We start from the raw sequence: 22,741 nt of genomic DNA on the forward strand, positions 1-22,741 counted from the left end.
GGACGGTGAAGGCGCCGCTCGACCGCTCTCGGCCGGGAGCGCTTAACGCCCGATGAACTCTCGCCGTCGAGTGCACGACACCGGCTGTTCACACCGTCGGGACGCGGGATGCTGACGACCATGAGCGCCGAAGTGATGATCCTCATCCTGGTGGTCGTGACCGCACTGGGCTTCGACTTCACCAACGGATTCCATGACACGGGGAACGCGATGGCCACCTCGATCGCGACCGGGGCGCTGAAGCCGAAGGTCGCGGTGGCGCTCTCCGCAGTCCTGAATCTCGTCGGAGCCTTCCTCTCGGTGGAGGTCGCCGCGACCATCACGAAGGACGTGCTCACGATCCAGGGTCCGAGCGGCGACCTCGTGCCCGGTCTGAACCCCGAATCCGCGATGATCATCATCTTCGCCGGACTCGTCGGCGGCATCCTGTGGAACCTGCTCACCTGGCTGCTGGGCCTGCCGTCCAGCTCCTCGCACGCCCTGTTCGGCGGACTCATCGGCGCCGGCATCGCCGGAGCGGCGACCGTCAACTGGGCCGGCATCGTCGGGAAGATCATCGTTCCGGCCGTGCTCTCCCCGCTCATCGCGGGAGTCGTCGCCGCGGTCGGCACCTGGCTCGTCTACCGTCTCACCCGGTCCGTGCACGCGAAGCACCGCGAAGCCGGCTTCCGCTGGGGCCAGATCGGCACCGCGTCGCTCGTCTCGCTCGCGCACGGCACCGGCGACGCGCAGAAGACGATGGGCGTGATCGCGCTCGCGCTCATCGCGCACGGCACGCTCACCGGCGATCAGATCCTGAACGAGGGTCTGCCGATCTGGATCATCGTGACCTGCGGTGCGGCCATCGCGCTCGGCACGTACCTCGGCGGGTGGCGGATCATCCGCACCCTCGGCAAGGGGCTGGTCGAGATCGAGTCGCCGCAGGGCCTCGCCGCCGAGGCCTCCTCCGCCGCGATCATCCTCACGTCCAGCTCGATGGGCATGGCGCTGTCGACCACACACGTCGCCACCGGGTCGATCCTCGGATCCGGCGTGGGACGCCCCGGTGCGCAGGTGCGCTGGGGCATCGCGGGCCGCATGGTCACCGCCTGGCTCATCACGATGCCCGCGGCGGGGGTCGTCGGCGCGCTCTGCTTCTTCCTCGCCCACGGCATCGGCGGCCTCGCCGGCGCGATCACCGTGTTCGTGCTGCTGCTCGCGGCCGCGGCCCTCCTCTACCTGCGCAGCCGCCGGCAGAAGGTCGACCACCGCAACGTCAACGCAGAGTGGGACGACTCGACCGTGCCCCAGGGCGCGACGGCCTGAACCGAAGGACGGATGAGATGAACTTCGACATCGCGCAGATGGCCCTCTCCGCAGGCCGCGTGCTGCTGGTCGGCCTGCTGTTCGGCGCGGGACTGCCCGCCCTGTTCGCGGTCGGCATGCGGCTGCAATCGGCCGGCACAGGGGAGATCGACGGCGAGGCCCCCGGGACGCGCCGTCCGCTGCTGACCGCGGCGGGCTGGATCCTGTTCGCCCTCGTGATCGCCGCGGTGCTCGCCGGCGTGCTCTTCATCACCCGCCTGAGCATCTACCACTACTTCGGGATCTCGTTGTTCGGAGTCGCCAAGTGAACGGCAACGTCCTCAGCCGCGTGCTCGACTGGCTGCGCGCCGGTTACCCGGAGGGGGTGCCGCCCAAGGACTACTCCCCGCTGCTGGCGCTCCTGCAGCGGACACTCACCGCCGAGGAGCTCGCGGACGTGGTCGCCGCGCTGGCCCGACAGGAGACGGATCCGGTGCGGGTATCGCAGATCCGTGCGGCGATCGCCGACGTGACCTCGGCGAACCCGGGAGGCGACGAGGTGCGCCGCGTGGCCGTCCTGCTCGCCGACCGCGGAGTGCCGCTGAGCACCAAGGCGCAGCGGATCGTCGGCGATCGGGAGATCCTCACCGAGGCGGGTGCGCATGTTGAAACGTCGGACCCCAACCCCATCGCGCAGGCCCTGCGCTGGCTGGGCGCCGGCTATCCGGACGGGATCCCCGCCCAGGACCGCGTGCCGATCCTCGCTCTGCTGCGTCGTCGCCTCACCGACGGCGAAGTCCAGGAGGTCTGCGAGGCCGTGGCCGCGCAGAGCGGAGCGGATCCGGAGATCTCGCTCGTCGACGCGCAGGTGCTCATGATGAAGGTGCTCGGCGAGCTCCCCGGCGACGACGACGTGAACCGCGTCCGCTCCCGCCTCGAGCAATCCGGCATCACCCTGAACTGATCCCCCTGACCCTCCCCTCTCGGACCTCACTTCTGACCGCGAGACTCCAACTGGGCGACGAGACTGCACCGCAGAGCCGCAGTCTCGTCGCGGAGTTGGAGTCTCGCGGTCAGACGAATTGTCTGGGCCGGAGGGGCGACGGGTGGGAAGCGGCGGACGAATGCGCTCGGGATCCGGGGCCGGCCGGCGGTTCATCTCGATCTCGGAATATGTCCCTCCGCGGGCCTGGCGTGGCCGGCCCGAGCCGACGTAGCGTGGAGGGGTGAGCACGCCATTCCCCGCCTCCGTGTACGCCGCCCGCCTCGACCGCGCTCGCGCCCTGACCGCGGAAGCGGGTCTCGATGCGATCGTCGTGGGACCCGGTCCCGATCTGACCTACCTCGCGGGCGTCGAGGGGAACACGATCGAGCGGCTGACCGCTCTCGTGATCCCGGCGGCCGGAGCTCCGACTGTCGTCGTGCCGCGCATGGAGCTCGCGAAGGTACGCGACACGGCCGTCGGCGCGCTCGGACTCGCCGTGGCGGACTGGGTGGACGGGCAGGATCCGTACGCCCTCGTCACCGCCGCGATGCCCGCGGCGCCCACGCGTCTCGGCGTCTCCGACGCTCTGCCCGCCCTGCACGTGATCCCTCTCGCCGACCGCCTCGGCCTGCGGCCGGAGCTCGCCACGCCCGTGCTGCGCGAGGGACGGATGATCAAGGACGCCGCAGAGATCGCCGAGCTCCGTCGCGCCGGCGAAGCCATCGATGCGGTGCACCGCCGCGTCCCCGGCCTGCTGCGCGCCGGTCGCACCGAACGCGAGGTCGGCGCCGACATCGCCGCGGCGATCGTGGAGGAGGGGCACCGCACGGTCGAGTTCGTGATCGTCGCCTCCGGCCCCCACGGTGCGGATCCGCACCACGAGGTCTCCGACCGGGTGATCCAGGACGGCGACATCGTGGTCGTGGACATCGGCGGCGCGGTGCCGACCGGATACAACTCCGACAGCACGCGCACCTACGCCGTCGGCGAGCCGGATCCGGAGGTCGCACGCAGGATCTCCGTGCTCGTGCGCGCCCAGCAGGCGGCCGTCGACGCCGTGCGCCCCGGCGTGACCGCGGAACAGGTCGACGCCGCCGCCCGCGACGTGCTCGCCGCGGAGGGTCTCGCCGAGGCGTTCGTGCACCGCACCGGCCACGGCATCGGCGTCACCACCCACGAGGAGCCCTACATCGCGCCCGGCAACGACCTCCCCCTGCGGGAGGGCATGGCGTTCAGCATCGAGCCCGGCATCTACTTCCCCGGCGCGTGGGGTTCGCGCATCGAGGACATCGTGGTCGTCACCGCCGACGGCTGCGTGAACCTCAACACCACCCCGCACGCCCTGACGCCCGCGGGAGGCTGACTTCGGCGCCCTTCGTCTCGTCGCTGCGCTCCTCGCTCAGGGACCGTCTCGTCGCTGCGCTCCTCGCTCAGGGACCGGGAGGGGCACCGTGGGTTTCCCGGTGCGGGCGCAGGGGGGCAGGCCCGCACCGGGAAGTCTGTGCCGCGCGCTCAGCGCACGCGGTCGAGCGCCTCGGGGATGTCGACGCGCCAGGACGACGGTGCCTCCGAGGCGGGGGCGGCGGGCAGCACGCCCTCGCCGTCCGGGTGAGGGATCGCGTCGAGCAGCGCCGCCGTGTACGGGTGCACGGGCTGGGCCCACACCACGGGGGTGGCGCCCGACTCGACGATCCGGCCGCGGTACATCACGGCGACGCGGTCGGCCATGAGACGCACCACGGAGAGATCGTGCGAGATGAACAGCATCGCCGCGCCGGAGGCCACGCACAGCTCGCGCATCATGCCCGCGACCGAGGCCTGGGCGGAGGCGTCGAGCGCCGAGATCGGCTCATCGGCGACGATGAGATCCGGCTTCGCAGCGAGCGCGCGGGCGATCGCGACGCGCTGCCGCTGGCCGCCGGAGAGCTGGTACGGGTACCGGTTCTCGAGAGCGGGCGAGAGGCCGACCGCCTTCAGCCAGTGCGACGGCGCCTCGGTGTCGACGCCGCGCGCGCGGGCGGCGCGGGATCCCTCGGCGATCTGCTGCGCCACGCGGATCCGCGGGTTCAGCGAGGAGTTCGGATCCTGGAACACCATCTGGATCGCGGTGAGCTCCGCAGGCCGCGTACGCATGCCGAGCGGCTGCACGGGGCGATCCCGGTAGAGCACCTCGCCGGCGCGCGGCTTCTCCATGCCGATCACGGCGCGCGCCGTCGACGACTTGCCGCAGCCGCTCTCTCCGACGAGCGCGAGCACCTCACCGGCGGCGATGTCGAAGGAGACGCCATCCACCGCGCGGAAGGCGGCGCGGCCGCCGTATTCGACGACGAGGGAGTCGACGTGCAGGACCGGCTTCTGATCGCTCATCGGGTCTCCTCGGGATCGTCGGCGTGCTTCGTCGGTTCCTGACCGAGCAGAGCGCCCTTCGTCTCGCTGCGCTCGCTCAGGGACCGAGACGGGTCCGCAGGCGCATCCACGAGGGAGTCCTGGGCGTCGGGCATCGCGTCCAGCAGTTCGCGCGTGTAAGGATGCTGGGGGTCCTGGAAGACCTGCTGCCGGGATCCGGATTCGACGATCAGTCCGCCCCGCATCACGGCCACCTCGTCGGCGACCGCGCTCATCACGCCGAGATCGTGCGTGACCAGCAGCACGGCCAGGTCGCGTTCCGTCGCGAGGTCGCGCAGCAGGTGCAGGATACCGGCTTGCACCGTCACGTCGAGCGCCGTGGTGGGCTCGTCGGCGAGCAGGACCTCGGGCTCGCATGCCAGGGCGATCGCGATCGCGATGCGCTGCCGCTGGCCGCCCGAGAACTGGTGCGGATACTTCTGCAGCGCTTCCTCGGGATTCGGCACCCGCACCAGCGCGAGCAGTTCGGACGCCCGCTTCCTGGCCTCGGCGCGGGAGAGCTTGAGGTGTGTGCGGATGCCGTCGGCGAGCTGGGCTCCGACCGTGATCTGCGGATGCAGGCTCGCGGACGGATCCTGGAAGACCATGCCGATCCTCTTGCCGCGTACCGCGCGATAGGCGCCGCCCGTCATGCCGACGAGCTCGACATCGGTCTTGCCCGGGCCGCCGAGGACGATCGATCCCGACGCCGTGCCCCCCGCCGGCAGCAGGCCGAGGATCGCCATGGCTGTCATGCTCTTGCCGGATCCGGATTCACCGGCGAGGCCCTGGATGCGTCCGGGGACGAGGTCGAGCGAGATGCCCTTCACGACCTCGGTGCGGTTGTGACGGCTCTGGCCGAGTTCGACGTGCAGATCGCGGATCGCGAGCGCGGCGGTCACTGTGCCACCTCCCCGGTCGATGCGGCGGCGGAGACCGCCGTGGGCGATTCCGCCTCGCGCTCGCGGGCGGCGAGCGGGTCGAGGGCGTCGCGCAGCGAGTCGCCGATGAAGTTGAACGCCATGACGATGCTGAGGATCGCGATACCCGGGAACAGGCCCAGCCACCAGGCCGAGGGGTTCTGCATGGCCGCGGCGATCATCGTGCCCCATTCGGGCGTCGGCGGCTGCGCGCCGAGGCCGAGGAACGACAGACCGGAGAGCAGCAGGATCGCGGTGCCGATGTCGAGTGAGGCGAGCACCAGCACCGGGCCCGCGATGTTCGGCAGCACGTCCCGCAGGAGCGAGCGCAGCGGGGACGAGCCCAGCAGCCGGCCGGCGATCACGTAGTTCTGCGTGCGCAGGCCGAGCACGAGCGACCGCGTGATGCGGGCGTAGGGAGGCCACGCCACGATGATGCCGGCGATCACGGCGTTCATGATCGACGGGCCGAGGGAGGCGGCGATGACCATGGCGAGGATCACGGTCGGGAACGCCATCACCATGTCGGTGATGCGCATGAGCACCTCGTCGAACCAGCCGCCGAGATAGCCCGCGACAGCCCCGACGACGGTGCCCACGATCATCGCGCAGACGACGAGCATGAGGGCGAGCGGGATCGTGGCCTGGGCTCCGAGGAGCAGGCGCGAGAACAGGTCGCGGCCGTTGACGTCGGTGCCCATGATGGTTTCGCCACTGGGCGGCGCGAGCCGGGGGAAGTCCTGCGCGAGCGGGTCGTGCGGAGCGATCCACGGCGCGAGGATCGCGATCACGATCCACATCAGCGCGATCACGGTGCCGACGATCGCGAGCGGGGTGCGCCACGCGCGCGGCAGCCAGGGGCGACGGCGCTTCGGGGCGACCTTCTCGGGGATGACGAGGTTCACGACAGCCTCACTCGCGGATCCAGGACGCCGTAGAGCACGTCGACGACGAGATTGATGACGAGGTAGAACACGCCGACCACGAGACCGACGCCGGTCACGGCGAGCAGGTCGAGGTTCTTCGACGCGTTGTAGGCGTAGGTGCCGAGGCCCGGCCACGCGAACACGGCCTCGACGAGCACGGTGCCGGAGAGCAGGCTGCCGAACGCGATGCCGACGAGCGTGAGGATCGGCAGCGCCGCTCCGCGCAGCACGTACCCGACGACGACGCGGCCTCCGCTCAGGCCCTTCGCCCGCGCGGCCCTGGCGTAGTCCATGTCGAGCACCTCGAGCACCGAGGTGCGCACGAACCGGGTGAGGGTGGCGATCGTGAACAGGCTCAGCACCAGCACCGGCAGGGCCAGATGGCCGATCGCGTCGAGGAACCCGACCGAGTCGCCGTTCAGGAGGTAGTCGATCGTGTAGAAGCCGGTGATGCGCGGCGGCGGGGTGATCGTGGGGGAGATCCGGCCGGATCCGCTGACCCAGTGCAGCTGCATGAAGAACAGCTGGTAGGTGAGGATCGCCATCCAGAACGTGGGGATGCTGAGGCCGATCAGGGTGACCACGCGCACGACCTGGTCGGTGACCTTGCCGCGACGGTAGGCGGCGAGGGTGCCGAGCACGATCGCGACGGCGAGGCTGATGATGATCGCGTAGAAGGCGATCTCGGCGGTCGCCGGCACGGCCTTGGCGAGGTCGGCGGAGACCGGCTGTCCCGACTTCAGCGAGGTGCCGAGGTCACCGCGCAGCAGGTTGCCGACATAGATGAAGAACCGGATCCACACCGGCTGATCGAGTCCGTACTTCTCCCGGAACGCTTCGACCGTGGCGGGGTTGGACGCTGCGCCCTCGCCGAGGGCGGCGCGCACCGGGTCGCCGGGCACGATCACGGTGAGGGAGAAGGTGACCAGCACGATCCCGAACAACAGGATCACGCTCGTCACGGCCCGCCGGGCGAGGAAGCGCAGCAGGGTGTGCTGCGCCGTCCGCGTCGTGCGGGTGGCGATGGCTTTCGTCTCGGACACAGGGGGCTTCCGGGTCTACGTGGCGGAGAGGGCGTGGTGCTGCGGGGACCGGAACCGCGTGGTTCCGGTCCCCGCAGGGACTCACTTCGCGGGGTGCAGCGTCCGCAGGTCGAGGGTCCAGGTCACGTTGTACTCGAGACCGGCAACCTTGGTGGAGCTGGCGAGGTTGATGCCCGGGACGATCAGCGGCACGAACGGGCCGGACTCCTGCATCGCCTTCGCGTAGTCGCTGAACGCCGTGTTGCGCGTGTCGACACTGGTCGCGTTCTGCGCCTTGGTCACCAGGTCGGCGATCGAGGTGTCGGCCTCGGCGGCCCAGCCGGCGCGCAGGCCGACCTTCTGACCAGGGCCGAACGGCAGGAACGAGGAGGTGTCGGCGTAGTCGGGACCCCAGTACCAGAGCGAGAACGCCTCCTGCGCCTTGACGTAGGGCTGCACCTCGGTCGCGAACGGGGCCGGAGCCAGGGTCACGTTGATGCCCGCGGCCTTGAGCTGCTCCTGGACGCGCTCGGCGACCGGCGTGAACTCCACGCCGCCGACGGGGTTGTCGTTCGGGAACTGGAGCTTGATCTCCTGGCCCGTGTAGCCGGACGCGGCGAGGGCGGCCTTGGCCTTCTCGAGGTCCTGCTTCACGCCGGACTTGTTCGCGCCAGGGAACATCGGCGGGATGACGCCGGTGGCCTGCACGGATCCGGATCCGGCCAGCTCCAGCAGCTTGTCGTAGTCGAGCGCGTAGCGCACCGCTTCGGCGAACTTCGGGTTCGCGGTCGCGCCGCCGACGCTCTTGTCCTGGTTGATGAGGAGGAACAGCGTCTGGGCGGACGGCGCCGAGTTCACCGTGAAGCCGTCGCCGAGGTTCTTCACCTGGTCGCCGGAGAGGTCGACCGCCACGTTCGAGTCGCCGCCCTTGAGGTTGGTCAGCTGCGTGGCGGACTGCGAGATGTTGCGCACGACGATCTTGTCGTAGGCGGCCTTGTCGTCGCCGTCGTACTTGTCGTTCTTCACGAGCACGACCTGCGAGGTGAGGTCGAGCGACTGCAGCGTGTACGGGCCGGACCCCGCAGAGTTCGCGTCGAGCCAGGTCTTCGCCGCGTCCTTGTCGTCGGTCGTGCCGCCGTTCTTCTGGACGAGCTTCGAGTTGAGGATCGCGAGCGACGGGTTGGTGACGATCGCGGGCAACTGCAGCGACGGGCTCTTCGTCGACAGCGTCACCGTCTTGTCGTCGACCTTGGCGACCGTGATCCCCGTCATCAGGAAGTTGGCCTTGGAGTCGGTGATCCCGGCGACGCGGTCGAGTGAGAACACGACGTCGTCCGCGGTGACAGGGGTGCCGTCGGAGAACTTCCGGCCGTCCTGGATCGTGAAGGTGAACTCGGTCGCATCCGCGTTCTGCTTCATGGTCGCGAGATCGGGCTTCGGCGTCTTCGAGTCGGCGCCCTCGAACGTCAGCAGGGTGTCGTACACCGCGTGCAGCACCATGTTGCCGGTCGGCACGTAGTTGCGGCCGGGGTCGCCGGTCTCGAGCGAGAACGCGGTGTCGACCACGAGCGTGCCGCCCGAGGAGGAGTTGGTGCTGGAATTGTTCGCGGAATTGCCGCCGGAGCAGCCGGCGAGCGCGATGGCGGCCACAGCGATGAGCGCTGCGGCGACGTGGCGATAGGAACGGGCCACGGCTTCCTCCTCATTGAAGTTGGACAGGTCAGACGACCGGATCGGGTTTTCCGGCACTATATCCGACTGAACAGCTCGATTTCGATCATTCGATTGTCACGCTTCCGTCACTACGGCAATATGTCCAGCATGAGCGACGATGAGCCTTCCATCCCTGGACGATCCGCGCCCGTGATCGACGAAATCGCCTACGACATCCTCCGGGCGATGCGACGCAATGGTCGGATCTCCATCGCCGCCCTCGCCCAGGAGGTCGGGATCTCCCGCGCCAGCGCCTACTCCCGGGTGGAGTCCCTCACCCGGGCCGGGATCATCACGGGCTACACCGCGGAGGTGGACACCACGCGCCTCGGACTGGGGGTGAGCGCCCTCGTGTTCTGCACGATCCAGCCGCAGTCGTGGAGCTCGTTCCTGCAGGCGATCGGGGATATGCCCGATGTCGAATCCGCGATGGTGATGACCGGGGAGCACGATGTGATGCTCCTCGTCCGCAGCGTCGACATGGAGCGCATGCAGTCGCTCGTGATCGGAACGATCGCCGATCGTCCGGAGGTGACCAAGGTCGAGACCGCGATCGTGATGGGCGAGGTGTTCCGCCGGCCGTTCGTCCTTCCGGACGAGATCCCGGAGCGCGCGGCGATCGGCGTCGACAGCGGCCTGATGCGGTTCACGCGCACCGATGGGAGCCGCGGGACCCGCGTCTGAGGGCGGTCCCCCGAGCGAGGGATCAGACCTGCAGGCAGACGCTCACGTGATCGATGCCGTCGACGGCGAAGTCCTCGATGAGACGGATCCGGCCGTCGTCCTCGTGCTCGGCGCGGCTCACCGCGTCCCCGCGCACGACCGAGCCGTCGCTGACCAGCGCATGCGCGAAGGAGACCCGCACCTCGGCGCCGGCGATCTCGCCGACGAAGCGGCCCTCGGTCACAGTGTCACCGGTGTATTCGCCCCAGATCAGGCGGCCGTCCTGGTGGTAGTCGAAGGTCGTCGGAGCGTCGGAATCGACCTCGCTCGCGGTCGAGGAGACCATGGCGAAGCGCATTCCGTCGAGGAAGAACGTGGAAGGCATGACGACGAGTATGGACCCGCGACCGGCCTTCGGCGCAATCGCGGCATCGTCCGAGGTGGCCCTGGAACCCCACACGAAGAGGGCGTGCCGACGCGGTTCGGCCCGCTCTGAAATGACAATCCCGACGCCGCCGGAATCTATTAACAGGTTCATCCACATGTGGATTACTCGGGGAATGCGGAAATCGTCCCGCGACGGAGCGTCCGATCGGCTCCACCCCCGGGATACCGGCTGTTCACCGGTTGTTTTCCCGCGCTCGGCGATGCTCTGCAGCTCGCGTCCGAACCGGTATTCCGGAAGGCCCGTCGCAGTCCTTGGAGTTCGCCCTGAGCCGGCTCAGGAAATCCTGCGGAAGAGCGCATTCCCGGCGGCGGCCAAAGCGCTTCCGACCGCGAGGATCGCCGCGCCCCCGCCGGCGTAGGCGATCTGCAGATGGCTGCCGTGATTCTGCACGGTGATGAAGATGATGACGAACGCGATGCCGGAGGCGACCGCGCTCGCCCCCGCGATCCACCACAGCGCCGGCAGTGTCCGGGCCGGCGGGACGGCTTCCGGCACTCGCCAGAGCAGCAGAGCGATCCCTCCGATGCAGCTGCATGCCGCGACGAGCATGAATGCCGCGACCACGTCGCTCGGCCGGTGCCACTGCTGGATCACGAGCAGAATCCCGGTGAGCACGGCGAACGCGCCGCCCAGCACCGCCGCCAGCGGCCGCCATCGCGGAGTGCTCACGACGAAGATCGCGAAGGCCGCAGCGGCGGCGACCGTCGCATGCCCGGATGGGAATGAATTGCCGAGCAGGTCGGTGGCGCCCGTCGCGGCACGCTCCAGGAACACGTGCTTGGCGAGCTCCGCGGCGATCACCGCGATCCCACCGGTGGCAAGGGCGACCAGCAGATGCCGGAACCGGCGTGTCACCAGGCCGATGACGAGCGTCAGCAGAAGGCCCCCTCCGATCGCGACGGTCGGCACGTTGCCCAGCACCATGCCGGTCAGACGATAGACCAGGTCATGCTGCGAGGACGCCCCCACGAATGCGCGCTCATCGACGACCTGCCCGACGTAGGTGCGCACGAAGAAGACGTACGTCGCCACGAACGCGGCCGCCACGACCACCGCGGCTATCGCGAAGGACCACACTCCACGTCTCGCCGCCATGCACCCATCATGCAGGCTCGAACTGTGCGATCGCTCACCAGTCGCTGCGATCCCGCGCGGCCCGCAGGTCGCCGATGGCACGTGAGTCGTCATGCGTCGCCTCACCACCGCGCTGCAGTATCGGGCGGGGGAGCCCTGCGTCCTCCGGGATCCGCGTGCGGATCGCCGGCGCCTCCGGCTCCTCGCGGTTGCCACGGTTCGTGCGCGCCGTATCGAGCAGAGGCAGCGCGATGTGCACGAGCGGTCCGATTCCCAGCGCGAACACGACCGTGCCGACGCCGACCGTGCCGCCGAGCAGCCACCCGATCGCGAGCACGGTGAGCTCCACCGAGAGGCGGGACGCCCAGATCGGCCAGCCCAGGCGTGCGTTCATCCCGGTCATCAGGCCGTCACGCGGTCCGGGTCCGAAACGCGCGCCGATGTAGAGCCCGCTGGCGAGGGCGACGACGAGCACGCCGGCGATGAGCACGAGCACCTGCACGAGGAGGCCGTGCACCGGCGGGATCACCGTCACGGTCGCCTGGATCGCGGTGCCCACGAGCAGCACGTTCAGGAGCGTTCCGACGCCCGGCTTCTGTCGTAGCGGGATCCACAGCAGCAGCACCAGCAGGCCGACGATGTTCGTGATCCAGCCCACGCCGACGCCGGTGCGCAGCGCAAGACCCTCTGCGAACACGGTCCACGGGTCCACGCCCAGGCCGGCCACGATCGTGAGTCCGCACCCGAAGCCGTAGAGCACCAGCCCGATGAGCAACTGCAGCACGCGTCTTGTCATGGATCCATGATGATCCTGAACTGGCCTGTTGCGACCAGTCCAATCACTCTAGGCTGGCCTCATGGACTCCCGTCTTTCCGCACGCGCCCTCGTCGAGCTGCTCGGACTGTGGCGCACCAGCGAACCCGCCTTCGACGCCCTCGCCGACGGCATCCGCCTGCTCTGCCTCGACAACAGGATCGCGCCGGAGACGGCGCTGCCGGCCGAGCGCGAGCTCGCGGCGGCCCTCGGCGTGAGCCGCACCACGGTCGCCGCGGCCTACCGGGGCCTCCGCACCACCGGGCACATCGTGAGCCGTCAGGGGTCGGGCAGCGTGACCAGGCCGCTCGGGCGCACCACATCGGCGCGCTGGTTCGACCGTGAAGGCATCGACCTGCAGCAGGCCAGCCCACCCGCGTGGCCCGGCCTGCCAGGGGTGATCGCCGAGGCCGCGACATCGGCCACCGCGCTCGTCTCGCGTGCGGGATACGACATCCTCGGCCATTCGGAGCTACGGGCCGCGATCGCCGACCGGTACGCGCTGCTCGGGATCCCGACCTCGCCAGAACAGATCATGGTCACCACCGGCGCGCAGCAGGCGCTCAACCTCATCGCCTCGACGCTGCTGCGCAGGGCCGACCGCGTGCTCATCGAGACGCCCAGTTACCCGCACGCCATGGAGACGTTCCGTCGCGTGGGCGCCCGCCTCGTCGGGGTTCCCGTCGAGACCGCGCACGGATGGGATCTGGATCGCGCCGCGCAGGCCTTCGCCCGCACCCGGCCGGTGCTCGCGTACCTGATGCCGGAGTTCCAGAACCCCACGGGGCGCTCGATGACGGTCGAGGAGCGCGTCGTCTTCGAGCGCGCCGCGCACGACGCGGGCTCGGTGCTGCTCATCGACGAGACGACGGCCGACCTCGACATCGACGGCCTTCCCCGCGCACGGCCGCTGGGCACGGAGGACACCGGGACGATCCGGGTCGGATCCCTCGGCAAGTCCGTCTGGGGAGGACTGCGGATCGGCTGGATCCGCGCGGCGGACGACGTCATCCGCCGTCTGCGTGCCGCCCGCCCGACGCATGACCTGGGCACGCCCGACCTCGAGCAGGCCGTGGCGACGCGCATCGTGCACCGTCTCGATGAGATCCTGCCGCAGCGCGCGGCTCTGCTCGGCGCGGGCAGGGACGCCCTCACGGCGGCACTTCGACGGGAGCTGCCCGAGTGGTCCGTGCCGCAGGTGAACGGCGGCGTCGCGATCTGGGTCGGACTGGGCGCGCCGCTCAGCTCGGCGCTCGTGATCGACGCCGCGGCGCACGGGCTGCACCTCAGCGCGGGCCCCCGCTTCGCCGTGGAGGGCGGGCAGGAGCGCCACCTGCGGATCCCGTTCACCACGGAACCGCGCGAGCTCGAACGGGCCGCGGAGATCCTCGCCGGCTCGTGGCAGCGCGTCACCGCCGGCACCCCGCGCACGACCGCGTCGACCACGCTCGCCGAAGCGGTCGTGTAGGCAGCGCAGTCGCCGCTCTACAGGGGCGGACTATCGTCTTCCGGAAGCAGCGTGCTCAGGATCGTTGCGTGGCGAAGGAGAAAAGCACGTTCGTCGAGCTGCTTGCGTCGAAGCCATGTCGTGACCTCGCCGTTGTTCTTGCTCGCGTTGCAGGATACGCAGGCCGGCACCACGTTCTCCAGCGTGTAGCGACCGCCACGAGAGACCGGCTGAATGCAGTCCCGCTGTACGGCGACACCCGTGGACTGGCAGTACGCGCACCCTCCCCACGCGTCACGAATGTCAGCCCATTGCTTCGGAGTGAGGTCGTTGTCGACGCCTGCCAACCGACGCTTCCGGCGCTTCGCGTACCGCGCGCGAGCTGCCGCAGAGGGTGTCGCGGCGGGGAACTTGCGACGGGGAGGCACCTCTTCACCGTACTGCGCAGGCACCCCAGAACGAGGAACGGACCCGGTCCTGAGACCGGGTCCGTTCTGATTCCGGTGGAGCCTAGGAGATTCGAACTCCTGACATCCTGCTTGCAAAGCAGGCGCTCTACCAACTGAGCTAAGGCCCCTCATTCGACCGAATGAGCGGATCCGATTTCTCGGATCCGCTCACATGTCGGTGGGGCTACCAGGACTTGAACCTGGGACCTCTTCATTATCAGTGAAGCGCTCTAACCGCCTGAGCTATAGCCCCTTATCAACCTCCAAGACTTTACCGGACGTTGACACGATCACGAAATCGAGCGGCGCTCGAGCAGTGCTCAGCTGCCGTCCCGCAGGGTGATGCTGCCCGCGGACAGCCGTGCACCGATGCGGTGGGTCGAGGACGGATCCGTCTGGATCCGGGCGTCGATGGTGCCGGCCGACGAGTCCCTCATCAGCGCATAGCGCCCCGTCGGCACCGTCACGTCCATGGATCCGGCGCTCACGTCCAGGGTGACGTCATCGGGCTGGCGGCCCGAGATCGTCGCGTCCAGTCTGCCCGCCGACATCGACAGATCCGCCGTGGTCACGTCGTCCAGGCGGAGCGTCGCGGATCCCGCGTTCACCCGGGTGGTCACGGTCTTCGCGCCCCCGTCGAGCGACAGCGACCCGGCGTTCACCTGCGTGGTCAGAGCGTCGAAGCGGCCCTCGGCCGAGAGCGACCCGGCATCCAGCTGCAGATCGGCCGTCAGCTCGCCCTCCAACTCGCGGGGGAGCGTGAGCGTCATCTGCGGATCGATGCCGAACCAGCCGGCGGTCCACCACCCGAAGGGCCCGTTGGGGCGGTCGACCCGCAGGACATCGCCGTCGCGGCGCATCGTCCAGTCGCTGCTGCCGGTGCCGCTGACGCGCATGGTCGCCTCGCTCACGTCGTCGAAGCGGATCGTCGCGGAGCCGCGCCCGACCTCGACCTTCAGTCCCGTGACGCCCGTCGTGTCGACGCTGGTGCTGCGTGCCCCCGAGCCGTCGCTCGAGGCGACCTGGGCGACGGCTGCGAGAGCGGAACCGCCGCCGACGGTGACCAGCGCGCCGCCGCCGATGATCGCCGCAGCGATCGTGATCGCGGCGAGCGTCCCTCTGCTCGGGCTCGACGCCGGCGAAGGACGGGCCGGAACGGGGTCAGGCCCGTTCGGCGTCGCCGCGCCGGAAGGGTCGTGCTCGGGGGCGCTCGGAGGGGTGAGGTTCGTCATCGGTTCGTTCCTGTCTGCGGGCCGTTCAGGCCGGCACTGGAGAGGTGGGCGATCGTGGCGAGCACCCGGCGATTGCCGGACTCGTCGGGCTCGAGCCCGAGTTTCTGGAAGATGGCGGTGATGTGCTTCTCGACGCTGGCCTCGGAGAGGAACAGCGTGGCTGCGATGGCCTGGTTCGACTTGCCCTCCGCGATCAGCGCGAGCACCGTGCGCTCCCTCTCTGTGAGGCTCTGCATGCGGTCGTCCTGGTTGCGGCGGGTGAGCAGCTGCGCGACCACCTCCGGATCCAGGACCGTGGATCCGGACGCGATGCGCGCTACCGACTCGATGAATTCGGAGACGTCGGCCACCCGGTCCTTCAGCAGGTAGCCGAGCGGACCCGCAGATCCCTGCGCGATGATCAGGTCGCTCGCGTAGCGCTCCTCGACGTACTGGGAGAGGACGAGCAGCGGGAGCTGCGGGAGTCGCTTGCGCAGCGACAGCGCCGCGCGGATCCCCTCGTCCACGAAGGTCGGCGGGAGCCTCACGTCCAGGATGCAGAGTTCGGGGTCGGTGGCATCGACGGTCGCGTCGAGGTCGTTCGCATCGGGAAGTGCAGCGACGACCGTATGACCGGCGTCCTCGAGTAGCCGCACGAGTCCTTCGCGGAGCAGCACCGAGTCCTCGCAGATCAGGATCCTCATGAGATGCGCTCCTTCGGGTCGGCGTCGTGGTGCTGGTCGAGAGGCGAGCGGGTCAGGATGCGCACGGGACGCTCACCTCCAGGCTGGTCGGACCGCCCACGGGGCTGTCCAGGCGGAATGTGCCGCCGGCCGCGAGCACGCGGTTCCCGATCCCGTCGAGACCGCCGCCCGGCAGCACCGTGGCGCCGCCGATGCCGTTGTCCTCGACCCGGGCCCAGAGCGTGCCCCCGTCGCGCACGCGCACGACGACCCGGCACTCGCTGGCCCTGGAGTGCTTGGCCGCGTTGGTGAGCGATTCCGCGATCGTGAAGTAGACCGCTGCCTCGGCATCGCGCGAGCATCGCCCGTCGAGCCGCACGTCGAGCACGACCGGCACGGGGGAGCGCCCGGCCAGGGCGGAGAGCGCGGCATCCAATCCGCGGTCGTCGAGCACCGAAGCATGGATTCCCCGGGCGAGCTGACGCAGCTCGGTGATCGCGGCCTTCGTCGAGGTGTGCGCCTCGGCGATGAGAGCCTTGGCCGCCTCCGGATCCGAGTCGATCTTCTGCTGCGCCATTCCCAAGGTCATGCCGACGGAGACGAGACGCGGCTGGACGCCGTCGTGCAGGTCCCGCTCGATGCGGGTGCGCTCCACGTCCGCCGCGCGCACGGCGCCCGCCCGCTGGGCGGTGGTCGTGCGCACCTGCTCGCTGAGGTCGAGGTTGCGATCGGGAGTGGCCACGATGCCGCGGGAGATCACCCGGTGCAGCAGTGCCACGCTGATGATGCCGACGATGCCGGCCGCGGCGCCCGCGCCGCCGATGAGCGGAGCCCAGGCGCTCGGGTACCTCGTGCCCCAGCCGGTGTCCACCTCACCGGACGTGAACAACGGGGCGAAGGCCGTGACCGCCGACCAGCCGAACCAGGCCATCAGCCTCAGCACCAGGGAGCCGAGTGCGCAGGCGATGGCGAAGTTGGCCAGTGCGCGCCACATCCGGCCGTTGTAGGCCTGCCGCCACAGGGAGAGCAGCCAGCCGCCGAAGCCCGGGCGGTCGACCGCGCGCCAGCGGAGGGCCGGAAGGTCGAACCCGTACAGGCCGTTCAGTCGGGCGATCTCGAACCAGGCGACGCCGAACACGGCGTAGACCAGACCCACGAGCACGAGCAGGCCGACGCCGATGAAGCTGAGACCGAAGCCGAGCCCCAGGCCTCCGCCGAGGACGCCCATCACACCGGATCCGACCACGCCGAGAGCGGCGAGCTCGAGGATCGTGAGGAACAGGCGCACCGGGGTGCGCGCCGCCGCGGCGACAGGACCTGTCGCGGGGGGCGGGGAGTAGGACGGTGCTGTGCTCATGACTCCACGCTAGAGGCGGGCTCGACGGCGCGGAACGGAGGAAACCGGGTGATCCGGTTCGGGGTTTCCGTAAGACCGACCGGTTAACAAAACAAGACGATATGATTTGTTTTGTTGGAAGGACACCTCTTGCTGTTACACACGCCCGCCCCCGATTTCGCTGCACTTCAGCAACGAGTGCTGAGCGCCAACACCGACGGCATCCCTCAGCTGCTCTTCGGTGAGAGGCTCGATGATTCGCGCTACCTGCACTGGTCTCAGCTGATTCGTCGTACGCCGCCTTCGGGCTTGACGCACGAGGAATGGTGGTTCCGCCTGAAGCTCCAGCGCTCGGCGCAATTGCGCACCGTGCCACTGAGGATGAAAGACGGCAGGCCATTCTCTTTCGCCCTCACCGACGAGGTGCTCAAGCTCTCAGAAGAGATCACCCGACGAGCCGGAGGTGCGGTGTCATCCGGGAGCAATGCGTTGACTCCCGCCGGAAGGGACGGGTTCGTCGTGCGTTCTCTCGTCGAGGAAGCCATCACATCCAGCCAGCTCGAGGGCGCGTCGACCAGCCGACGCGTGGCGGTGGACATGATCAGCACCCGCCGCGACCCTCGGACAAAGTCTGAGCGGATGATCTTGAACAACTTCAACGCGATGAGCCTGATCGCGGAGAACAAGGATGCCGCGTTTGATGCGGCCTGGGTGAGAGAACTGCACACAGTTCTGACCGAGGGCACTCTAGAAGATGCTTCACATGAGGGACGGCTCGAGACACCGGGCGACGAACGAGTGAGCGTGTGGGCCGCTAGCGGTGAAGAAGTCCATGTGCCACCGCCCGCGAGTGAACTGCCGGAGCGCCTCATCGAACTCTGCTCGTTCGCGAACGGTTCCACAGCCGACTCGCCGTACATCCCTCCCGTCGTTCGCGCCATCATCACGCACTTCATGTTCGGCTTCGACCACTACTTCTCGGATGGCAACGGGCGCATGGCTCGCACCGCTTTCTACTGGGCGATGCTGCACAACGGCTACTGGCTCGCCGAATACCTGACCATCTCGAAAATCCTTCGCAAGGCGCCGGGACGGTACAGCGACAGCTACCAGTACACCGAAGACGATGATGGGGATCTGACCTACTTCATCCTTCATCAACTTCGTGTCATACAGCGGGCACTCGATGAACTCGACACCTACATCGAAACGCGCCGTTCAGAATCGAATCGCATCCGCATGGCCCTGCGAAGCGCTGCCACCGAGTTCAATCCCCGCCAGACCCAGCTCCTCGAGTGGCTCACCAGAGATGGAATCGATGAGATCTCGGCTGCGGATGTGGCGGCACGGTACCGCGTGACGACTCAGACCGCACGCAACGATCTCCGCCACCTCGAGAACTTCGGCCTCTTGTCGCCCAGCAAGACAAAGCACCCGATTCGATGGACCGTCGCTATCGACATCGGCAGGCGTATCACCGAGCTTGGAAAATAAAACAAATCAAGTTTGATTGTTTTGTTATGTTTTCGAGGGGCCAGTGCTGTACGCCTCTCTTGATGGACGTGGGGGCGCTCAGGTGCTTACGTGGAGCCATGAACCTCCTGGGCGAACGGAGTGAGACGACGTGACCGCACTGCATCCGCACGAACCGCACGGCACCGGCCTCGGACAGCGCCTGAACTGGCTGCGCGCCGGAGTGCTCGGCGCGAACGACGGCATCGTCTCCGTCGCCTCGCTCGTGGTGGGCGTGGCCGGCGCGACGACCGACAACGCGGCGCTGCTGGTCGCGGGACTCGCCGGCCTGATCGGCGGCGCGATCTCGATGGCGCTCGGCGAGTACGTCTCGGTGAGCAGCCAGCGCGACAGCGAGCACGCCCTCATCGCGAAGGAGCGCGAGGAATTGCGCACCATGCCGGAGGCGGAACTCGCCGAACTCACGGAGCTGTACCGTCAGCGCGGTCTCAGCGACGACACCGCGCACCGGGTCGCCGTCGAGCTCACCGCCCACGACGCCCTGGCCGCACATCTCGAGGTCGAGCTCGGCATCGACCAGGACGACCTCGTCAATCCGTGGCACGCGGCGAGCTCCTCGGCGATCGCGTTCACGGCCGGCGCCATCCTGCCGCTGCTCGCGATCCTGCTGCCACCGGCGGGCTGGCGGGTGCCGGTCACTTTCGTCGCCGTCCTGATCGCCCTCGCGGCGACCGGCTTCTTCTCGGCGCGGATCGGCGGTTCCAACCCTGTCCGCGCCTCGATCCGCCTGGTCATCGGCGGGGCGATGGCGCTCGTCGCGACGTGGCTCATCGGAACACTGCTGGGAGCCACCGGCGTCGTCTGACGGTGGCTCCCCCGGCGGGACGCAGAAGGCCCGGATCCGAGGATCCGGGCCTTCGCGCTGAATGCGTCAGTTCGAGGTGAAGCCGACCAGCAGTCCGCCGGTGACCTTGACCGCGAGGTTGTAGATGCCGGCGACGATCGCGCCGAGCACCGTGAACACGATGAGGTTGAGGATCGCGACGACGGATCCGAACGCGAGCACCTGCGGCAGCCCGATGATCGCGCTCAGCTTGGCGCCATCCGCGATGCCCGAGACGAACTCGTCGGCCTTCGTGAGCAGGCCCGTGGCATCGATCACCAGGTAGATGAGCAGGAAAGAGACCAGCGTCACGATCGCGATGGCGACCGCGCCGAGGAAGGACAGCTTCACCGCCGACCAGAAGTCGATGTAGACCAGGCGCAGGCGCACCTGCTTGCTGGAGGTCTTGCGGGAAGACTTCTTCGCGAGCTTGTCGGCTACCGTGCTCATGCGTCAGTTCCTTCGGGGGCTTCGGGGGATTCTGTCTCGGGGGCCGCGCCGGAGTCCTCGGACTCCTCATTGTCGGCCAGGCCGCGCTCGGTGTTCCGTGCGATCGCGAGGATCCGATCGTCCTCGGCGGCCCTCGCGAAGACGACGCCCATGGTGTTGCGACCCTTCGCCGGGACCTCGGCCACGGCAGAGCGTACCACCTTGCCGCTGGCAAGAACCACAAGGACCTCATCGTCCTCCTGGACGATCAGACCCCCCGCCAGAATGCCCCGGTCATCGTTCAGTTTCGCGACCTTGATGCCCTGGCCGCCGCGGCCCTGCACCCGGTATTCGTCGACCGAAGTGCGCTTGGCGTAGCCGCCGTCGGTGACCACGAAGACGAAGCCGTCCCCGGTGACGAGCGAGGCGGAGAGCAGGCTGTCCTCCCCGTTGAACCGCATGCCCTTGACGCCCTCGGTCGCGCGCCCCATCGGCCGCAGCGCTTCATCCGTGGCCTGGAAGCGCACCGACATGCCGTGCCGGCTGATCAGCAGGACGTCGTCGGTGGCGTCGGCGAGGAACGCGCTCACGAGCTCGTCGTCCTCACGCAGGCGGATCGCGATGACCCCGCCCTGGCGGTTGGTGTCGTAGTCGCCGAGGCGGCTCTTCTTCACCAGGCCGCCACGCGTGGCGAGCACCAGGTACTGCGCCGCGTCGTAGTCGCGGATGTCGAGGATCTGCGCGATCTTCTCATCCGGCTGCAGCGCGAGCAGGTTGGCGACGTGCTGGCCCTTCGCATCGCGACCGGCCTCCGGCACCTCGTAGGTCTTGGTGCGGTAGACCCGGCCCTTGTCCGTGAAGAACAGCAGCCAGTGATGCGTGGTGGTCACGAAGAAGTGCTCGACGAGGTCGTCGGCGCGCAGCTGCGCGCCCTTGACACCCTTGCCGCCGCGGTGCTGCGACCGGTAGTTGTCGCTGCGCGTGCGCTTGATGTAGCCCTCACGGGTGACCGTGACGACCATCTCCTCCTCGGCGATGAGGTCTTCCATCGACACGTCGCCGTCGAAGCCGTGCAGGATGTGGGTGCGACGGTCATCTCCGAAGCGGTCGACGATCGCCGTGAGCTCCTCGCGGATGATCGCGCGCTGGCGACCCTCGTCGGCGATGATCTCCTTGTAGTCGGCGATCCGCACCTCGAGCTCGTTCGCCTCGTCGATGATCTTCTGGCGCTCCATCGCGGCGAGGCGGCGCAGCTGCATGTCGAGGATCGCCTGCGCCTGCTCCTCGTCGATGTCGAGGAGGCGCTGCAGGCCCTCGTTCGCCTCCGCCGCGGTGGGCGAGCGGCGGATCAGGGCGATGACCTCGTCCAGCGCGTCGAGCGCCTTGAGGTAGCCCTGCAGGATGTGCATGCGCGCCTCGGCCTTGGCCAGGCGGAACTTCGTGCGGCGCACGATGACGTCGAGCTGGTGGTCGAGCCAGTGCGTGATGAAGCCGTCGAGCGCGAGCGTGCGCGGCACGCCGTCGACGATCGCGAGCATGTTGGCGCCGAAGTTGTCCTGCAGCTGCGTGTGCTTGTACAGGTTGTTCAGCACGACCTTCGCGACCGCGTCGCGCTTGAGCACGATCACGAGACGCTGACCGGTGCGGTCGCTGGACTCGTCGCGGATGTCGGCGATGCCCGTGATCTTGCCGTCCCGGGCAAGGTCGCCGATCTTCACGGCGAGGTTGTCGGGGTTCACCTGGTACGGCAGCTCGGTGATCACGAGGCACGTGCGGCCCTGGATCTCCTCGACGCCGACGACGGCGCGCATCGTGATGGATCCGCGTCCGGTGCGGTATGCCTCCTGGATCCCCTTCGTGCCCAGGATCTGCGCGCCGGTCGGGAAGTCCGGCCCCGGGATGCGCTGGATCAGACCCTCGAGCAGCTCCTCGCGCGGAAGCCCGGGGTTCTGCAGCGCCCAGAGCGCGGCCTCGGAGACCTCGCGCAGGTTGTGCGGCGGGATGTTCGTGGCCATGCCGACCGCGATGCCGATCGAGCCGTTCACGAGCAGGTTCGGGAACCGCGCCGGCAGGACGTCGGGCTCCTCGGTCTGGCCGTCGTAGTTCGGCGAGAAGTCGACCGTGGCCTCTTCGATGTCGCGCACCATCTCGAGCGCGAGCGGGGCCATCTTGGTCTCGGTGTATCGCGGGGCGGCGGCGCCCATGTTGCCGGGCGAGCCGAAGTTGCCCTGTCCGAGCGCCAGCGGATAGCGCAGCGACCACGGCTGCACGAGGCGCACGAGGGTGTCGTAGATCGCCGAGTCGCCGTGCGGGTGGTACTGCCCCATGACCTCGCCGACCACGCGGGCGCACTTGGAGAACGACTTGTCGGGGCGGAATCCGCCGTCGTACATGCCGTAGATCACGCGGCGGTGCACGGGCTTGAGTCCGTCGCGCACGTCGGGCAGCGCACGACCGACGATGACCGCCATCGCGTAGTCGAGGTAGGACCGCTGCATCTCCGACTGCAGGTCGACCTGGTCGATCTTGCCGTGGTTGTGCCCTGCGTTCTCTTCGGGGCGCTGTTCGTCAGTCATGAATCAATCTCTCGTGTGGA

The 22,741-nt window shown here is 68.8% G+C and carries 22 protein-coding genes and 2 tRNA genes; 8 read left to right on the forward strand and 16 right to left on the reverse strand.

The window, feature by feature from the left end:
• Nucleotides 1-120: 120 nt before the first annotated feature.
• The 4 genes from CQ044_RS13980 (at nucleotide 121) to CQ044_RS14000 (ending at nucleotide 3,632) form a co-directional block, all read left to right on the forward strand.
• Entirely contained in the window at nucleotides 121-1,305 is a 1,185-nt protein-coding gene (locus CQ044_RS13980) for an inorganic phosphate transporter (RefSeq protein ID WP_105689068.1), read from the forward strand.
• A gap of 17 nt (nucleotides 1,306-1,322) precedes the next feature.
• Nucleotides 1,323-1,613: a hypothetical protein gene (locus CQ044_RS13985; RefSeq protein WP_105689028.1), complete on the forward strand. Its 291-nt coding sequence runs from the start codon at nucleotides 1,323-1,325 to the stop codon at nucleotides 1,611-1,613.
• Complete coding sequence (locus CQ044_RS19880; protein ID WP_258133322.1) at nucleotides 1,610-2,248, forward strand: DUF3349 domain-containing protein; 639 nt, start codon at nucleotides 1,610-1,612, stop codon at nucleotides 2,246-2,248. Before CQ044_RS13985 ends, CQ044_RS19880 begins: the two co-directional genes overlap by 4 nt.
• Nucleotides 2,249-2,510: 262 nt before the next feature.
• Nucleotides 2,511-3,632, forward strand: coding sequence for a Xaa-Pro peptidase family protein (locus CQ044_RS14000; RefSeq protein ID WP_105689029.1), 1,122 nt, complete (start codon nucleotides 2,511-2,513; stop codon nucleotides 3,630-3,632).
• A gap of 149 nt (nucleotides 3,633-3,781) precedes the next feature.
• Here CQ044_RS14000 and CQ044_RS14005 read toward each other — a convergent pair whose 3' ends face one another.
• From CQ044_RS14005 to CQ044_RS14025, 5 genes are all read right to left on the reverse strand, one after another.
• A complete protein-coding gene (locus CQ044_RS14005) occupies nucleotides 3,782-4,636 on the reverse strand; it encodes an ABC transporter ATP-binding protein (protein ID WP_105689030.1) in 855 nt (284 codons plus the stop codon).
• The gene (locus CQ044_RS14010) at nucleotides 4,633-5,556 is read right to left on the reverse strand and encodes an ABC transporter ATP-binding protein (protein ID WP_219844972.1); all 924 of its coding nucleotides are present in this window, start codon (nucleotides 5,554-5,556) and stop codon (nucleotides 4,633-4,635) included. Before CQ044_RS14010 ends, CQ044_RS14005 begins: the two co-directional genes overlap by 4 nt.
• A complete protein-coding gene (locus CQ044_RS14015) occupies nucleotides 5,553-6,479 on the reverse strand; it encodes an ABC transporter permease (protein WP_105689031.1) in 927 nt (308 codons plus the stop codon). Before CQ044_RS14015 ends, CQ044_RS14010 begins: the two co-directional genes overlap by 4 nt.
• A complete protein-coding gene (locus tag CQ044_RS14020) occupies nucleotides 6,476-7,543 on the reverse strand; it encodes an ABC transporter permease (protein ID WP_235281656.1) in 1,068 nt (355 codons plus the stop codon). The genes CQ044_RS14015 and CQ044_RS14020 overlap by 4 nt, the downstream gene beginning before the upstream one ends.
• Before the next feature lie 81 nt (nucleotides 7,544-7,624).
• Nucleotides 7,625-9,214, reverse strand: a complete 1,590-nt coding sequence (locus tag CQ044_RS14025) for an ABC transporter substrate-binding protein (RefSeq protein ID WP_105689032.1) — start codon at nucleotides 9,212-9,214, stop codon at nucleotides 7,625-7,627.
• A 171-nt stretch (nucleotides 9,215-9,385) separates the two neighbouring features.
• On the opposite strand from CQ044_RS14025, the gene CQ044_RS14030 reads away from it, so the two are divergent.
• On the forward strand, nucleotides 9,386-9,919 hold the full coding sequence (locus tag CQ044_RS14030; protein WP_235281658.1) for an Lrp/AsnC family transcriptional regulator: 534 nt from the start codon (nucleotides 9,386-9,388) through the stop codon (nucleotides 9,917-9,919).
• Nucleotides 9,920-9,941: 22 nt separating this feature from the next.
• Here the strand turns inward: CQ044_RS14030 and CQ044_RS14035 are convergent, their stop codons facing one another.
• From CQ044_RS14035 to CQ044_RS14045, 3 genes are all read right to left on the reverse strand, one after another.
• Complete coding sequence (locus CQ044_RS14035; protein ID WP_219844973.1) at nucleotides 9,942-10,283, reverse strand: hypothetical protein; 342 nt, start codon at nucleotides 10,281-10,283, stop codon at nucleotides 9,942-9,944.
• A gap of 336 nt (nucleotides 10,284-10,619) precedes the next feature.
• Nucleotides 10,620-11,441, reverse strand: a complete 822-nt coding sequence (locus CQ044_RS14040) for a phosphatase PAP2 family protein (protein WP_181158327.1) — start codon at nucleotides 11,439-11,441, stop codon at nucleotides 10,620-10,622.
• Between the two features lie 34 nt (nucleotides 11,442-11,475).
• Nucleotides 11,476-12,216 carry a hypothetical protein gene (locus CQ044_RS14045; protein ID WP_308736932.1) on the reverse strand — a complete coding sequence of 247 codons (741 nt, stop codon included), beginning with the start codon at nucleotides 12,214-12,216 and terminating at the stop codon, nucleotides 11,476-11,478.
• Between the two features lie 61 nt (nucleotides 12,217-12,277).
• Between CQ044_RS14045 and CQ044_RS14050 the strand changes: the two genes are divergently transcribed.
• The gene (locus tag CQ044_RS14050; RefSeq protein ID WP_105689034.1) at nucleotides 12,278-13,702 is read left to right on the forward strand and encodes a PLP-dependent aminotransferase family protein; all 1,425 of its coding nucleotides are present in this window, start codon (nucleotides 12,278-12,280) and stop codon (nucleotides 13,700-13,702) included.
• Between the two features lie 17 nt (nucleotides 13,703-13,719).
• On the opposite strand, the gene CQ044_RS19935 is transcribed toward CQ044_RS14050, so the two are convergent.
• The 6 genes from CQ044_RS19935 to CQ044_RS14080 all read right to left on the reverse strand — a co-directional run bounded on the left by CQ044_RS19935 (nucleotide 13,720) and on the right by CQ044_RS14080 (nucleotide 17,381).
• Nucleotides 13,720-14,133 (reverse strand): HNH endonuclease, encoded by a 414-nt coding sequence (locus tag CQ044_RS19935; RefSeq protein ID WP_374954864.1) that lies wholly within the window; start codon nucleotides 14,131-14,133, stop codon nucleotides 13,720-13,722.
• A 52-nt stretch (nucleotides 14,134-14,185) separates the two neighbouring features.
• Nucleotides 14,186-14,258 (reverse strand) — tRNA-Ala (locus CQ044_RS14060).
• A 51-nt stretch (nucleotides 14,259-14,309) separates the two neighbouring features.
• Nucleotides 14,310-14,383, reverse strand: a tRNA-Ile gene (locus CQ044_RS14065).
• Between the two features lie 67 nt (nucleotides 14,384-14,450).
• Nucleotides 14,451-15,362, reverse strand: a complete 912-nt coding sequence (locus CQ044_RS14070) for a DUF4097 family beta strand repeat-containing protein (RefSeq protein WP_105689036.1) — start codon at nucleotides 15,360-15,362, stop codon at nucleotides 14,451-14,453.
• Nucleotides 15,359-16,045, reverse strand: a complete 687-nt coding sequence (locus tag CQ044_RS14075) for a response regulator transcription factor (protein WP_045271318.1) — start codon at nucleotides 16,043-16,045, stop codon at nucleotides 15,359-15,361. The genes CQ044_RS14070 and CQ044_RS14075 overlap by 4 nt, the downstream gene beginning before the upstream one ends.
• A 52-nt stretch (nucleotides 16,046-16,097) precedes the next feature.
• Nucleotides 16,098-17,381, reverse strand: a complete 1,284-nt coding sequence (locus CQ044_RS14080) for a sensor histidine kinase (RefSeq protein WP_105689037.1) — start codon at nucleotides 17,379-17,381, stop codon at nucleotides 16,098-16,100.
• Nucleotides 17,382-17,510: 129 nt separating this feature from the next.
• Between CQ044_RS14080 and CQ044_RS14085 the strand changes: the two genes are divergently transcribed.
• Together CQ044_RS14085 and CQ044_RS14090 are read left to right on the forward strand one after the other, a co-directional pair.
• Complete coding sequence (locus CQ044_RS14085; RefSeq protein WP_105689072.1) at nucleotides 17,511-18,854, forward strand: Fic family protein; 1,344 nt, start codon at nucleotides 17,511-17,513, stop codon at nucleotides 18,852-18,854.
• A gap of 130 nt (nucleotides 18,855-18,984) precedes the next feature.
• On the forward strand, nucleotides 18,985-19,698 hold the full coding sequence (locus tag CQ044_RS14090; protein WP_105689038.1) for a VIT family protein: 714 nt from the start codon (nucleotides 18,985-18,987) through the stop codon (nucleotides 19,696-19,698).
• A 66-nt stretch (nucleotides 19,699-19,764) separates the two neighbouring features.
• Here the strand turns inward: CQ044_RS14090 and CQ044_RS14095 are convergent, their stop codons facing one another.
• On the reverse strand, nucleotides 19,765-20,166 hold the full coding sequence (locus tag CQ044_RS14095; protein WP_045271320.1) for a DUF3566 domain-containing protein: 402 nt from the start codon (nucleotides 20,164-20,166) through the stop codon (nucleotides 19,765-19,767).
• A complete protein-coding gene (gyrA, locus tag CQ044_RS14100; protein WP_105689039.1) occupies nucleotides 20,163-22,721 on the reverse strand; it encodes a DNA gyrase subunit A in 2,559 nt (852 codons plus the stop codon). Before gyrA ends, CQ044_RS14095 begins: the two co-directional genes overlap by 4 nt.
• Between the last annotated feature and the right edge of the window lie 20 nt (nucleotides 22,722-22,741).

It is taken from the genome of Microbacterium sp. MYb64 (assembly GCF_002979495.1).
Taxonomy (GTDB): Bacteria; Actinomycetota; Actinomycetes; order Actinomycetales; family Microbacteriaceae; genus Microbacterium; species Microbacterium azadirachtae_A.